This window comes from Staphylococcus sp. CWZ226 (genome assembly GCF_018986355.1).
Taxonomy (GTDB): domain Bacteria; phylum Bacillota; class Bacilli; order Staphylococcales; family Staphylococcaceae; genus Staphylococcus; species Staphylococcus simulans.
Genome location: NZ_JAHMSB010000003.1, coordinates 183525 through 198499, shown reverse-complemented (window position 1 = coordinate 198499; position 14975 = coordinate 183525). Strand labels below are relative to the sequence as shown.

At 35.8% G+C, this 14975-nt stretch carries 11 protein-coding genes; 8 read left to right on the top strand and 3 right to left on the bottom strand.

Annotation, left to right across the window (positions count from 1 at the left end):
- Positions 1-238 precede the first annotated feature (238 nt).
- On the top strand, positions 239-1072 hold the full coding sequence (locus KRR19_RS04075; RefSeq protein ID WP_002480021.1) for a helix-turn-helix domain-containing protein: 834 nt from the start codon (positions 239-241) through the stop codon (positions 1070-1072).
- 155 nt (positions 1073-1227) lie between these two features.
- Complete coding sequence (locus KRR19_RS04070) at positions 1228-2340, top strand: hypothetical protein (RefSeq protein ID WP_002480020.1); 1113 nt, start codon at positions 1228-1230, stop codon at positions 2338-2340.
- Positions 2341-2429: 89 nt separating this feature from the next.
- On the opposite strand, the gene KRR19_RS04065 is transcribed toward KRR19_RS04070, so the two are convergent.
- Entirely contained in the window at positions 2430-3716 is a 1287-nt protein-coding gene (locus KRR19_RS04065) for a YhgE/Pip domain-containing protein (protein WP_002480019.1), read from the bottom strand.
- A 163-nt stretch (positions 3717-3879) separates the two neighbouring features.
- Between KRR19_RS04065 and KRR19_RS04060 the strand changes: the two genes are divergently transcribed.
- A complete protein-coding gene (locus KRR19_RS04060) occupies positions 3880-4479 on the top strand; it encodes a TetR/AcrR family transcriptional regulator (RefSeq protein WP_216733452.1) in 600 nt (199 codons plus the stop codon).
- A 522-nt stretch (positions 4480-5001) separates the two neighbouring features.
- Here KRR19_RS04060 and KRR19_RS04055 read toward each other — a convergent pair.
- A complete protein-coding gene (locus KRR19_RS04055) occupies positions 5002-6108 on the bottom strand; it encodes a DsrE/DsrF/DrsH-like family protein (protein WP_002480017.1) in 1107 nt (368 codons plus the stop codon).
- Between the two features lie 183 nt (positions 6109-6291).
- Here KRR19_RS04055 and KRR19_RS04050 point away from each other — a divergent pair, with 183 nt between their 5' ends.
- The 3 genes from KRR19_RS04050 (at position 6292) to KRR19_RS04040 (ending at position 10685) form a co-directional block, all read left to right on the top strand.
- On the top strand, positions 6292-6747 hold the full coding sequence (locus KRR19_RS04050; RefSeq protein ID WP_002480016.1) for a MarR family winged helix-turn-helix transcriptional regulator: 456 nt from the start codon (positions 6292-6294) through the stop codon (positions 6745-6747).
- Between the two features lie 160 nt (positions 6748-6907).
- On the top strand, positions 6908-8551 hold the full coding sequence (locus KRR19_RS04045) for an alpha-keto acid decarboxylase family protein (protein ID WP_002480015.1): 1644 nt from the start codon (positions 6908-6910) through the stop codon (positions 8549-8551).
- Between the two features lie 517 nt (positions 8552-9068).
- Positions 9069-10685 carry a BCCT family transporter gene (locus KRR19_RS04040; RefSeq protein WP_031262674.1) on the top strand — a complete coding sequence of 539 codons (1617 nt, stop codon included), beginning with the start codon at positions 9069-9071 and terminating at the stop codon, positions 10683-10685.
- Between the two features lie 126 nt (positions 10686-10811).
- Here the strand turns inward: KRR19_RS04040 and cudC are convergent, their stop codons facing one another.
- Positions 10812-11366, bottom strand: a complete 555-nt coding sequence (gene cudC, locus KRR19_RS04035; RefSeq protein ID WP_002480012.1) for a choline uptake/conversion transcriptional regulator CudC — start codon at positions 11364-11366, stop codon at positions 10812-10814.
- A gap of 224 nt (positions 11367-11590) precedes the next feature.
- Here cudC and betB point away from each other — a divergent pair, with 224 nt between their 5' ends.
- Positions 11591-13081 (top strand): betaine-aldehyde dehydrogenase, encoded by a 1491-nt coding sequence (betB, locus tag KRR19_RS04030; protein WP_037556091.1) that lies wholly within the window; start codon positions 11591-11593, stop codon positions 13079-13081.
- A gap of 119 nt (positions 13082-13200) precedes the next feature.
- A complete protein-coding gene (gene betA / locus KRR19_RS04025) occupies positions 13201-14889 on the top strand; it encodes a choline dehydrogenase (RefSeq protein ID WP_002480010.1) in 1689 nt (562 codons plus the stop codon).
- The last annotated feature ends 86 nt before the right edge of the window (positions 14890-14975 follow it).

The following is a 14975-nucleotide window of genomic DNA, read 5'->3' as shown; positions in this document are numbered from 1 at the left end:
ATAAAACAGATAAAAATATAACATTTTAGCACAAAAACTTACAATAAAGCATTCAATTTTCTGAACATTTAGTTTATTATAAATAGGTGTAGTCTTATTTTGGATAATTTCATCAGTTATGAAATGTATCTACCTCAATCATCACTTCTTTTACACTTCTATTTTACTGCTTGCTTTTCTATGGATATTTAGAAGAACTCATTCACATTATCATTTTATTTTATTAGGGGGGATATTTTTGGATTACAGTTACAATATTTTTCAAGGTTGGTCTTGTATAAAAGATAATTCGAAAAGCGAGGAGTACGTTAATATTTATTTAGTTTTATCAGGTACAGTCTTCGTTAAAAAAGGGGCACAGCACTTTACCTATAAAACAGGAGATCTTTTTGTTCAAAAACCACATTTCACAAATATGGAAGTGGAGATTAAAGAAGGGAAAGTTGTCTGTTTATCAATTCATTATGTGTATTTTAAGCCAGCCTGTTTAAAAGAAATCAATCATGTTGAAAGCAATTTTGAAATCCACCATATCATTAAAAATGATTATATCCAGGCTTTACGTTATGTATGTGAAACAAATTTTGTGAAAGCGAATGCGACCATTGTGCGACTGGTAAGATACTTACGTGTTTACTTGGAAAACTTCGACATCTACTTATTCAATATGACTAATAACCCGACAATCAACCACATTATTGAGTACATTAATCACCATTCAGATGAAGCGTTAAAGTTAACAACTATCGCTGAAAGTTTTGATTTAAATATCAGTTATTTATCACGTGTATTTAAAGATGCAGCACGTGTTAACTACAATGATTACGTACAACAAGTGAAAATCTTTAACGTGGCAGAATATCTATTAATTAATGGTGAAGATAATCAAAAAACCAAAGAAGTTTGGAAAAGATATTCATACTCTAGTAAACGTTCTTTCCTCAACAATTTTAAGAAACAATTTAATATGGTGCCCATGGAGTATGTGGCTCGGTCTCAAAAAAGACGCATTAAAAATAATGAACGTTCTCAAAAAGTGTATGATGAAGTTTTGAAATTCATGAATGGCTGATTCTTATAAAGCGTGTACTCCTGTACCGCTTTTTTATTTTGAGTGACGCAAATCTAAATTAGTATTCAATCTAATAAAATCTTAATCTTATTTTGCGACTGATAGGGTATAAGTTACTAACTTAGTGTATAAATCAAACCTATGGGGGAATTAACATGAAAATCAATATCGCAGATGCTTTAACTAAAAGATTGGGCAAGTTAGAAGGTAACTTTAAACACTACGCAGATGATATGGCGTATTTAACTTTAGTGTCAGGTATAGATAAGTCATTAAAAGATTTATTAGGAATTCAAGTTTTGCGTCAAGCACAGTCAGAAACTGTCGCTAGAGAGATGTCACGTTTAGATTTAGCAATTCTAGATCAAAATGAAATGACAGATATGGTAAAACTAAGAACGGTTTATGTACATGATTTTGAACCAAGCGCTAGCGGCCAAGCAGGTCATGCGGTATCAACAATTCAACGTGATTTTACTGAACATTTAAAGAAAATGACAAACCCGCCTAAATCTTGGGTTTACAATGTTTCTGACCAAACAAAATTCCATTATGCGGCAGTCTATATCGATGTAAAAACCAAGAAAGACTTTGAATTACCAGAAACTAAAAGCGCATTTTTAAAACAATATCCAGAGTTGAAAGATGCTGATTTAATTTATAAAAGTATTCAAAATCATCAACAAGAACGTGATCATTCTATTGAAGAAATTGTAGAAGAACCTATACAAACTAACGTAATAGAACCTGCGTTAACAGAACATACTGATTTACAATCTCGTCAAAGTGATGTTCAAGCTATCTATAAAGGTGAATATAAAGACTTCCAAGTAACCGTTTATTTACAGGTCTTAGAATTGGGTTACCATCTAGATGAAGAGCAAAATGAAGAATTAGAAACAACACTCACTACAGATGACAAAGGCGAAGTCATCGCAGTAGGAGAACTAGAAGAAGAATTCACTGCAGTAAAAGAAGAACCAACAAAGGCAGATAAAGCGTCTTCAGAAAATGAATCTTCTGGAGATGACAAGTCCGCACCAGAGTCATCTGAAGAGAAAGAAGAGAAACAAGAAGATAAAGAAAAAGTAGAATCAAAAGACAAGAAAGACAAAGATAAAAAAGGAAAAGGTAAGAAAGACGACAAAGACAACAAAGATAAGAAATCTAAGAAGAAAGGTAAAAAGAAAGACGATAAAAAAGAAGATTCAAAAGACAAGAAGAAAAAGGATAAAAAGAAAAAAGACAAAAAGAAGAAAAAGAAATAATGTTGTTTAAATAAGGTAAGATATGAAAATCCACCTTCAAAGCCAAGCGTGTTTGAAGGTGGATTGATTTTTGTATTTGAGAATAATCTTTAAGCTGGGATTTCAGCTTTTTTATCTGAATGTTTACGTACAAACGCAGCTACAATCACTGAAATAATACCGAAAGTCATAAAGCCGATGAACATCCATACGGTAGTGTTAAGTTCAATAGGATGATGCATATAAATAATTTGTCTTAAGGTTGTCGCATAGTTAGAGAATGGATTCCAACCTGCGATATAGTCGCGATAAAATTTAGGCAACATTTCTTTTGGCGTAGTGACCAATTGCATACTGAAGAACATCAATAAGAAGAAAATTGGTACGCTCTTCATGCCTAACCAAGTCATTGTACCTAAAATCAAACCGATGAAACCTAAGAATGCTAACATCACAAAGCATGCGACACGGTTTGGATGGTCAAAGTGGAAACCTTGAACGCCTGACATAAAGTAAATGTATCCAAAGCTTCCGATAAACGCTGTGAGGACAGCCACAACAATTTGACTCAATGCCGCAATAACACGCTGACTACGTTGAATTAAATGACTAGTTCTAAACGCAAAGAATAATAAAATTGAGCTGACAATAGATCCCATCCAAACTGGCATAAACATTAAGAATGGCGCATTACCATTGGCTTGGTGATCTTTCACCTTATCAACAGACACTGCTTTGGTTTCAACAGGTTGAATTAAACTTTCAATCTCTTTAGCTGGAATAGAGACATTTTGTTTATTTAGAATGTTTAAGCCTTGTTTCATGACTTTTTGGTTTAAATTCGTGCTGATCCCATTAAAAACTTTGTTTGCTATTTGAGAGCCTTGTAAACCAGAACCTTCACTTACAATTGTTTTTAAATGTGCAGCTTGTGGTTTTACTTGTTCTAATCCAGATTGTTTCATTTTTTCCGCCATTTGCTGTGCAACTTGTGGTGGAATCTCTCCAGATTTTACTTTGTCTTCCATTTCTTGTTGTTTTGCTTTCATAACAGTTGCTTGTGTTTTGCTTAAGGCGTGTTTTGAGAAATCCTTTTCTAAGACAATGATTCCGTAATATTTTTGGTTGAATAATCCTGATCTAGCTTTATCCTCACTGGATACAGCTTTCCATTGAATGGCCTCTGATTTATTTTTTAGTAAATGGTCTTCTAAATTTTTGCCGATATTAATAGATTTACTTTGAATAGATGTGCCCTCATCTAAATTCACAATCGCTAGTGGCAAGTCTTTTGGTTTTGAGTTATATGCTGGATAGAATGCGACTGATAATAACATCATAATTAAAACTAATACGATAGGCGCAATCCAAAGTAGTTTATTTTTTAAAATGTTCATTTTTTTCACTCCTTATGATTTATTGAACATAGTGTTGATTTATCATTACTTTGATTATTATAATTGGTAATGAAATAGATGCAATGACCAATTTAATGCATTGTGTTCGTTAATCAACACATTGTTGATAATTGTTCATTAAAGAATAAGGAAGTGTTCATTTATGGCTGTAGACCGACGTGTTCGTAAAACACAAAGCGCGATTAAAAAGGCTTTTATTCAATTACTTAAACAAAAAGACTTAGATCATATTACTATTCATGACATTACAGAAGCCGTAGATATTAATAGAGGAACTTTTTATCTGCATTATGAAGATAAATATGATTTATTAGAAAAGATGGAAGATGAATATGCGAATGTGCTTTATGATAAAACACGTATTTTTGAAAGTATGAAAACAATTGAATCTATTGATAAGTTCTATGAAGTCTTTTCTAATCAAGTGTTAAGAAGTGTGATCACTCATGTTTATAATAATTTAGAGTTTTATCAAGTTATTTTAACAATAGAAAGACAAAGTCAAATAGAGGAACGAATCTCTGAAATGATTTTAGAGAACATGAAATTACGAATGAATCCAAAAGGAGATATAGCTGGTATTCCTGTGATGTATTTCCATAGTTATGTCAGTGGATCAATGTTGAGTGTGATTAAATATTGGGTTCAAGACGAACAGCGTGTGGATATAGATACATTAATTCAATATATTTCTAAGATTGTATTTAATGGGCCATTGCGATTATTAGCTACTGATCAATAGCATGATGTATTGTATGGAATCTTGTTTTAGATGAACCGCAATTTAATTGAAAGTGGGCTATAAATTTGGTAAGCTTTAGTTGTATTAAAATAGCCCTCAGTCTTACAGGACTGAAGGCTAGAGTAAAGGCTCACAACGCACAATTGTGATTACCAAACGAACCGAATGAGAGACTAGTTATGTTGCTGCATAGCTAGTCTTTTTTGTCGTTCTTGCTGATAATAAACTTGATGGCTGTTGCTAAAAGTGTCACTTGCACAATTGAAGAAAAGTTAATCGTGAGTTCATGGATTATAATGTCCATCCATATCACCTCACTTTCTTGCAGTTCAAGGCACGTGAGGTACTCACAATATAGTAGAACGACCTTTACTCATGAATTAAGTTTAGCATTTTACGAACGCGTTTTCAAAGAAAAAGCGAACAAATGTTCGATTAATTTTTGAAGAGTAAGAAGGATATTTAAAGATGATGTAAAAAATCCTCTGCCTTAATTTGAAGACAGAGGATTATCTATATGCTTTAGATAAATAAATTATGTTTGGCGTGTTCTGTATCGCCGATATATGTGCCAACACCGCCGATTTGGACATCATCACGCAATTCTTCACGTTTGATACCCATGACATCCATACTCATAGTACATGCGATTAGTTTTATATCATTTTCGATTGCTTTATCGATTAAAGCAGGTAATGAATCGACGTTCTTTTGTTTCATTAAGAGTTTCATCATAAAGCGTCCTAAACCGAACATATTCATTTTAGATAACGGCATACTTTCTGGACCTTTTGGCAACATGAAATCAAAGAGTTTTTCTAATCCTTTTTTCTGCACTTTAGGCGCATCTGTACGTTTTAATGCGTTCAATCCCCAGAAAGTAAAGAAGATAGAAACCTCACGACCTGCTGCACGTGCGCCATTCGCAATGATTAAAGCAGCTAAAGCTTTATCAAGTTCACCGCTGAATAAGACAATCGTTGTGCCATTATTTGATTTGTGGACAGACATAGCTTGATCAGAAGCTTCACCTTTTTCGATGATAGCTGTGACTTTTGAATCATCTGTTTTTAAATCAATTAAGTGATGACCCGTTTGTTTTGCCCAACTTTGTATATCACTCGCAAAGCCTAAATCCGTAACAATCACTTCAACTTGTTCGCCAGGTTGTATTTGTTTGATGGCTTGGCTTAAATTCACGATAGGACCTGGACATTGTAAACCACTGTAGTTTAATTGTTTGCGTTCTGGTTTAATTGTTTTCTCAGAGGCAGTGACTTCGGTCTGCTCCTGCTTACTTGCAGTTTGATGTTGTGCTTGTGCTTCTTGTTGAGAAAGATATGCTTCATAACCGCCGTTTAAATTAATCACATCAAAACCGCTGTCACTTAACATTTGGCTGGCTTGTTGACTGCGTCCGCCTTTTTGACAATAAATGTAATACGTTTTGCCTTGGTCTAATGGAAATTTCGTATTTAACGTTGAAAGTGGATAATTTAACGCATCTTCAATATGACCAGCTTCATATTCATCAGCTTCTCTTACATCAATTAGTTGATCTTGTGCCCCCATAGCTTGTAAGTCTTCGTCAGTTAAGTCTGTGATTTGAACAGTTTTAAATCGAACCATTCGATCATCTCCCTTTTGTTCTATATTGATGTCATTGTACAAAGAATAAAGACAAATTGCACAAGTTTCTATTTGATTGAACTAAGCTTAAAAGAAAAATCAGTGCTTTAGGTCTGTTATAAGACTTGCTATAATAAAGTTAATTATCAGAAAACAACATTTTGAAATAAAGGACTGTGAACCATGACTGCACATAATAACGACTATGATCATCTCTTGTTCTATTTTGCCTATAAAACATTTATTCATACTGCAGATGAAATTATTGAGAAGAAAGGAATGCGCCGCCAACACCATCGCTTCTTATTCTTTATCGATAAAGTGCCTGGGATTACCATCAGAGATTTACTAAGAAGTATGGAAATCTCTAAACAAGGCAGTCATCAAACGTTGAAAAAATTAAAAGATGAAGGTTTAGTTGTCGAAAGAAAATCTAAAATAGATGGCAGAGTCAAAGAACTCTTTGCGACTGATAAAGGTCATGCATTGGTTACAGAAATCAATAAAGCACAAAATGATTTACTTCAAAGTATTAAAGCTGAAGTCGGAAATGATTGGAATGCGATGATGGAAGAACTAGCAAGTAAACGTCCAGGATTCCAAGAAGTAAAATATTTAAAAGGGGAGTTCAAGGAATAACCTTGAATACGCTCTCTGTAGAGTGCCGTCTTGAAACATTCAAGGCGGTATTTTTTTATATGGTTGCAGATATTTCAGTTAAGTCAACTTACTTGACCTAATATATATGGAAGCGTTATCCTAGAATTGTATAAGAGAAAGAGAAAAAGGTGGAATGAATATGAATAAACGTGTTGGAGAGTATTTAATGGACTGCCTGAGTACTGCAGGCGTAGATAAAGTATTTGGTGTACCTGGAGATTTCAACTTAGCTTTCTTAGATGATATTATTAGCCGTGATGATATTGAATGGATTGGTAATACAAATGAATTAAACGCAAGTTATGCGGCAGACGGTTATGCACGCATGAATGGTTTAAGCGCAATGGTGACTACATTTGGTGTAGGTGAATTATCAGCGGTCAATGGTATCGCAGGTTCTTATGCAGAACGTATTCCAGTAGTTGCAATTACAGGCGCACCGACACGCAGTGTAGAACAAGCAGGTAAATATGTTCACCACTCACTTGGGGAAGGTGAATTCGATAACTACCGCAAAATGTTCAAAGAAATTACAACAGCACAAGGTTATATCACACCTGAAAATGCACAAGAAGAAATTCCGCGTCTAATCGATGAAGCATTAGCCGAGAAAAGACCGGTACATTTACACTTACCGATTGATGTCGCAATGACAGAAATTGAAGTGAAAGATGCTTATCAATTACCAGAATTTAAAGCACAAGATGTCTCAAACTATATTGAGATGGTTAAAAATAAATTAAACAGTGCGTCTCAACCTGTAATTATTGCAGGACATGAAATCAATAGTTTCAAACTGCATGACAAACTAGAACAATTTGTAAATCAAACACACATTCCAGTTGCGCAATTGTCATTAGGTAAAGGTGCCTTCAATGAAGAAAATCCTTACTATATGGGTATTTATGACGGCTCAATCGCAGAAGAAAATATTAGAAATTATGTTGATAACAGTGATGCAATTTTAAATATTGGTGCGAAATTAACAGACTCTGCCACAGCAGGTTTCTCATATGAATTTGATATTGATGATGTCGTGATGTTGAATCAACACAATTTCAAAATGAATGACACAGAAGATCAAGATGTGACATTACCAGATTTATTAGAAGGTCTGTTAGAGATGGACTATGTGAATGATGCAGATTACCCTCAATATAAACGTCCAAAAGCGCGTCAATATGAATTAACGAATGAACCACTAACACAAGAAACGTACTTCAAGATGATGCAAGACTTTATCGCACCTGATGATGTGATTCTAGCCGAACAAGGAACATCATTCTTTGGTGCATATGACTTAGCGTTATATCAAGCGAATAAGTTTATTGGTCAACCTTTATGGGGCTCAATTGGTTACACATTACCAGCAACATTAGGTACACAAATTGCTGATCCAAATCGTCGTAACTTATTATTAATCGGTGACGGTTCACTTCAATTAACAGTTCAAAGTATTTCTACAATGATTCGTGAGAAATTAAAACCAGTATTGTTTGTCATCAATAATGATGGCTATACAGTAGAGCGTAAGATTCATGGTGAAAATGAACCATATAACGACATCTTTATGTGGGACTACAAAGCCTTACCAGCAGTCTTCGGCGCTAAAGATGATGTGAAAATCCATGATGTTTCAACAAGTGAAGAGTTGAAACAAGCCTTTGAAACTATTAAAGCTTATCCAGAAATGATGCACTTTGTAGAAGTGAAAATGGCAATGCACGACGCACCGCATAAATTAGAAGCTATTGGTAAAGCTTTCGCAAAACAAAATAGCTAAAGATAATTTGAAAAATAATACACATAAAAATGAATGAAGTGATTCGCACTTTCATTTAAAATCCCTGACGTTTAAAGTCGGGGATTTTTTTTATGAGAGCTTTTGATAAATGTAATTTTAAATCACTAAAAATTGACGATTCTAGAGGATGTTTTCAGTTTTTCTAAAAAAATATTTATTCGTATAAAATGTATATTAATGCATAAAAATGGGTGGTTAAGTTCGTTCAATTCGTTAAATTTAAACTTAACATAGGGATATAAGCGATTAGGACGCTTGAATTACTAATCTGAAATATATATTTATTCATTTTCGCCAACATATTCTTCTGTATGAATTTGCATTATTATAAATAATTCGTTAATGTCTTTATGTAACATAAGAAATGGGGAGTTGGAAAAATAAAAAGAGAAGTAGAATTTGATTTTTATGTTTTCAACGACAATTAATCAATATAGGGAGTGCAAAAACATTGCAAAAAGCTAAAAAGCAAAACAAAGCTAAAAAGTCCCAAATTATGGACTGGACAACGTTTTATGGTACTGTCGCTATTTTATTAATTGCTGTCATTCCGATGATGGCATTTCCTAAAGCGAGTCAAAAAGTAATCACTGACATTAACGAAGCAGTATCCAATTCGCTAGGTGCAGTTTATTTATCACTGGGCTTAATTGTTTTAGGTTTCGTACTGTACATAGCATTTGGCAAATACGGAAACGTAACTCTGGGGAGAGCAAGTGATAAACCGGAATTCGGTAACTTTACTTGGGCAGCAATGCTGTTCTGTGCCGGTATCGGTTCAGATATTTTATACTGGGGCGTTATTGAATGGGCCTTCTATTTCCAAGTACCGCCACATGGCGAGAAAGGTATGACAGATGCTGCCTTAGAATATGCCACAATGTATGGTATGTTCCACTGGGGTCCAATTGCTTGGGCAATTTATGTTTTACCAGCTTTACCGATCGGTTACTTAGTTTTCGTGAAGAAAAAACCAGTTTATAAAATCAGTCAGGCTTGTCGACCGATTTTAAAAGGACAAACTGAAAAATTACCAGGTAAAATTGTCGATATCTTATTTATCTTCGGTTTACTTGGCGGTGCAGCTACATCACTTGGATTAGGTGTGCCAATGATTTCAGCTGGTATTGAACGTTTAACAGGTATTGATGGACAAAGTATGGTGTTACGTTCAGCGATTTTAATTACAATTACGGTTATTTTCGCAGTCAGCTCTTATACAGGACTGAAAAAAGGGATTCAACGTTTAAGTGACGTGAACGTTTGGTTGTCATTTATTCTATTAGGATTTGTCTTTATTGTAGGTCCAACTGTATTCATCATGGAAACAACAGTTACAGGCTTTGGGAATATGTTAAAGAATTTCTTCCAAATGGCTACATGGTTAGAACCATTTGGCGGTATTGATGGACGTAAGGAAACAAACTTCCCGCAACAATGGACAATTTTCTATTGGTCATGGTGGATCGTTTATGCGCCGTTTATCGGACTCTTTATCGCACGTATTTCTAAAGGTCGTACGTTAAAAGAAGTCATCTTAGGTACGATTATTTACGGTACATTAGGTTGTGTCTTATTCTTTGGTATCTTTGGTAACTATGCAGTGTATCTTCAAATTACACATCAATTCGATGTTGTATCATTCTTGAATGCACATGGTACGGAAGCAGCCATTGTTGAAGTCATTCACCAACTACCGTTCCATAATATTATTGTCGTTCTATTCTTGATTTCAGCGTTCTTATTCTTAGCAACGACGTTCGACTCAGGTTCATATATTCTTGCTTCAGCATCTCAAAAGAAAGTAATTGGTGAACCATTACGCGCGAACCGTTTATTCTGGGCATTTGCGTTATGTTTATTACCATTCTCATTAATGCTAGTCGGTGGTCAACGTGCGCTGGATGTTCTGAAGACAGCTTCAATTCTAGCCAGTGTGCCGCTCATTGTGATTTTCGTCTTTATGATGATATCGTTTATTATCACCTTATCTAGAGACCGCGTTAAATTACAATTACGTGCCGCACGATTAAGAGAAGCAGAACATCGTTCCTTGAAGATTAATCAGATTGCGGAAGAACGTGAAGAGGAACAACACGCACAAAGATCTTAACGATTTATAAGTAGAATTACTTTTAAAGATAAAAAATGAATGAAAATGAAGTAGAAATAAAAAATGGCACGCATTCCAAATCTGGAGTGCGTGCCATTTTTATATCGATAAGTTATGGAAAGTGTATTATACATCTTTCGGGTCAGGAATTGGGAAATATTTAAAGATTTCGCCAGTACGGATGGCTTCATTAATTTGAGAAAGCCATTCGTAATAGATACGAGAATGTTCGAGTTGTGCATTGACGCGTTGTGCATAGTCATAAGTTGCCTCATCGACATCATCTGATTCTAGAACGTGTTGAATAATTTGTTCTGCTTCATCAAGAGAAGCCATATTGACGTTTATTTCACGACTGAATTTCACATCGAAGAAGTGTCTGAAGAATACAAAGAAGTCTTTCTCAGCAACAAAGTGTTGTTTACGACTGCCGCGTGTAAATTGTTGTTTTACTAAGTCATACTCTTGTAGACGTTTCACGCCTGTACTCATACTTGGCTTACTCATCTGCAACTTCTCGCGCATTTGATCCAAGGTCATATTATCTTCAAATACCATAGTCCCGTAAAGGTTGCCGACACTACGATTAATGCCGTACAAATCCATTGTTTCGCCAATCGCGTTAATCACTAAATCTTTAGCTTCTTCGATGGCTTGTTCATGTTGATTTGAACTTGTCATACTTAAACCTCCGTCCACTACATTTATATTCATTTTAGAGTTATTTCCCGCATTCGTCCAATGTTGAATCATGAATAGTATATCAAAGTACAGGATTATCTTTAACTTGCTATGCAGTGTGTTATATAAAAAGTGTGTTTGACACTTTCTCTTTATTCATGCTAACATAAACTTTGTAAAATTCGTTAAATAAAAATTTAACAAAGTTAACGGGGGTCTAAATGATGGAACTTGTAAAGCGTTTATCTCACCAACAATACATTGATGGTGAGTGGATAGACAGTGCGAACCAAGCCACACGTGAAATAATCAATCCTTATAATCAAGAAGTTATATTCGAAGTATCAGAAGCAGCAGCTGAAGATGCAGAACGTGCAGTAAAAGCAGCAAGACGTGCTTTTGATCAAGGTGACTATGCGAATGAAACAAGTGAAGTCAAAGGACAAAAAGTCAGAGCAATTGCTGACAAGATTAAAGAAAATCGTGAAGAACTTGCGAAACTAGAAACGTTAGATACTGGTAAAACGTACGAAGAATCACTTGCAGATATGGATGACATCCATAACGTCTTTATGTATTTTGCGGGGTTAGCTGATAAAGACGGCGGTGAAATGATTAATTCACCAATTCCAGGTACAGAAAGTAAAGTTGTGAAAGAACCAGTCGGTGTGGTTACACAAATTACACCTTGGAACTATCCTTTACTACAAGCATCATGGAAAATTGCGCCAGCCTTAGCTACAGGTTGTTCATTAGTGATGAAACCTAGTGAAATCACACCATTGACAACTATTCGTGTATTCGAATTGATGGAAGAAGTCGGTTTCCCTAAAGGTGTTATTAATTTAGTATTAGGTGCCGGTTCAGTTGTAGGTGATGTTTTATCAGGTTCACCAGAAGTAGACTTAGTGTCATTTACAGGTGGTATCCAAACTGGTAAACACATTATGAAACAAGCAGCAAATCATGTGACAAATGTCGCATTAGAACTTGGCGGTAAAAATCCTAACGTCATTTTTGAAGATGCTGACTTTGATTTAGCAGTTGATCAAGCGCTAAACGGCGGCTATTTCCATGCAGGTCAAGTATGTTCAGCAGGTTCACGTATCATTGTTCAAAACTCAATTAAAGATAAGTTCGAAGAAGCGTTGATTAAACGCGTGAAAAATATTCGTCTTGGTAATGGGTTTGATGAAGATACTGAAGTGGGTCCATTAATCTCAGCGGAACATTTAGCAAAAGTTGAAGGTTATATGGATGTTGCGAAAGAAGAAGGCGCAACGATTGCGACAGGCGGTAAACGTCCTGATCGTGATGACTTGAAAGATGGCTTCTTCTTTGAACCGACAGTGATTACAGATTGTGATACGTCAATGCGTATCGTACAAGAAGAAGTATTCGGACCTGTTGTGACAGTTGAAGGGTTTGAAGATGAAGCGGATGCGATTCGTTTAGCGAACGATTCAATTTATGGTTTAGCAGGTGCAGTGTTCTCTAAAGACATCGGCAAAGCGCAACGTGTCGCAAGCCGATTACGTATGGGTACAGTTTGGATTAATGATTTCCATCCTTACTTCGCACAAGCACCTTGGGGCGGCTATAAACAATCAGGTATCGGTCGTGAATTAGGTAAAGAAGGTTTAGAAGAGTACTTAGTTTCTAAACACATTTTAACGAACTATCATCCAGAACCAGTGAATTGGTTTAAAGGCTAATGTATTTTAAATAAAGCGAGAATACAGGTGAAATAATTTTCGCCTCTCTGTTCTCGCTCTCTTTTTGGACAAATTAAGATAAATCGAGCATAACCATTTTCTATAGGAGGAAGACATAAATGAGTAAATCTTATGATTATGATTATATTATTATCGGCGGGGGCAGTGCCGGTTCAGTTTTAGGTAATCGTTTAAGTGTAGACAAGAACAATGAGGTATTAGTATTAGAAGCAGGACGCAGCGACTATTTCTGGGATTTATTTATTCAAATGCCAGCAGCATTAATGTATCCATCAGGAAATCGTTTCTACGACTGGATTTATGCGACAAACAACGAACCACATATGGGCGGTCGCCAAGTTGCACACGCACGCGGTAAGGTATTAGGCGGTTCAAGTTCAATCAACGGTATGATTTATCAGCGTGGTAACCCGATGGACTATGAAAAATGGGGTTCACCAAAAGGTATGGAAACTTGGGATTACGCACATTGCTTACCATACTTCAAACGTTTAGAAACAACATTCGGTGCAGAACAAGATGACGAATATCGTGGTCATCATGGTCCGATTAAATTAAAACGTGGACCAGCGAAAAACCCATTATTCCAAGCGTTCTTTGATGCAGGTGTGCAAGCAGGCTACAATAAAACACCTGATGTGAACGGTTTCCGTCAAGAAGGTTTCGGACCTTTCGACAGCCAAGTTCATAATGGCCGTCGTGTATCAGCTTCACGCGCTTACTTACATCCAGTAATGAAACGTAAAAATTTACATGTTAAAACACGTGCGTTTGTGACGAAATTAAACTTTGAAGGTAATAAGGTTACAGGCGTGACATTTAAACGTAATGGTAAATTGCATACGGTTACCGCAAAAGAAGTCATCTTATCAGGTGGTGCCTTCAATACACCACAATTACTTCAATTATCAGGTATCGGTGATTCTGAACACTTGAAATCATTAGGTATTGAACCACGTATTCACTTACCTGGTGTCGGTGAAAACTTCGAAGACCACTTAGAAGTGTACATTCAACACGCAGCATCTCAACCTGTGTCAGAACAACCAAGTTTAAATCCATTAAAAATGCCATTTATCGGTTTACAATGGATCTTCAGCCGTACAGGCCCAGCTGCAACGAACCACTTTGAAGGTGGCGGATTCGTACGTTCAAACGATGATGTGAAGTATCCAAACTTGATGTTCCACTTCTTACCGTTAGCGGTACGTTATGATGGCGAGAAAGCAGAAACAAAACATGGTTTCCAAGTACACGTTGGACCAATGTATTCTAACTCTCGCGGCAGCTTGAAGATTAAATCAACAGACCCATTTGAACATCCTGACTTTGTGTTCAACTATCTTTCAACAGAAGAAGATAAACGTGAATGGGTAGAAGCTATTCGTGTTGCACGTAATATCTTATCTCAACCTGCACTTGCACCGTATAACGATGGAGAAATTTCTCCAGGACCAGAAGTTCAAACAGATGAAGAAATTTTAGATTGGGTACGCCGCGACGCTGAAACAGCATTACACCCTTCATGTAGTGCGAAAATGGGACCTGCTTCAGACCCAATGGCTGTTGTAGACCCATTAACAATGAAAGTACATGGCATGGAAAACTTACGTGTTGTTGATGCATCAGTCATGCCTACAACAACAAACGGTAATATTCATGCGCCTGTCTTAATGATTGCGGAAAAAGCTGCAGATATTATTTTAGGCAATGATCCAATGAAACCAGAATATATGGATTATTATGTACATGGTAAACATGATAAAAATGCAGGAACAGTTCAATAATTAACGTTTTAAAAGGAGTCTTCAAATAGTGGAGGACTCCTTTTTTTATATACTTTTAGAAAGTCTGTTTATTGCCATACGATGAT

Excerpts from the sequence above, each read along its gene's own strand:
- KRR19_RS04070 (WP_002480020.1), top strand. The coding sequence starts at position 1,228 with ATGAAAATCAATATCGCAGATGCTTTAACTAAAAGATTGGGCAAGTTA.
- KRR19_RS04060 (WP_216733452.1), top strand. The coding sequence starts at position 3,880 with ATGGCTGTAGACCGACGTGTTCGTAAAACACAAAGCGCGATTAAAAAG.
- betB (WP_037556091.1), top strand. The coding sequence starts at position 11,591 with ATGGAACTTGTAAAGCGTTTATCTCACCAACAATACATTGATGGTGAG.
- KRR19_RS04065 (WP_002480019.1), bottom strand. The coding sequence starts at position 3,716 with ATGAACATTTTAAAAAATAAACTACTTTGGATTGCGCCTATCGTATTA.
- KRR19_RS04055 (WP_002480017.1), bottom strand. The coding sequence starts at position 6,108 with ATGGTTCGATTTAAAACTGTTCAAATCACAGACTTAACTGACGAAGAC.
- KRR19_RS04050 (WP_002480016.1), top strand. The coding sequence starts at position 6,292 with ATGACTGCACATAATAACGACTATGATCATCTCTTGTTCTATTTTGCC.
- betA (WP_002480010.1), top strand. The coding sequence starts at position 13,201 with ATGAGTAAATCTTATGATTATGATTATATTATTATCGGCGGGGGCAGT.
- KRR19_RS04040 (WP_031262674.1), top strand. The coding sequence starts at position 9,069 with ATGGACTGGACAACGTTTTATGGTACTGTCGCTATTTTATTAATTGCT.
- KRR19_RS04045 (WP_002480015.1), top strand. The coding sequence starts at position 6,908 with ATGAATAAACGTGTTGGAGAGTATTTAATGGACTGCCTGAGTACTGCA.
- cudC (WP_002480012.1), bottom strand. The coding sequence starts at position 11,366 with ATGACAAGTTCAAATCAACATGAACAAGCCATCGAAGAAGCTAAAGAT.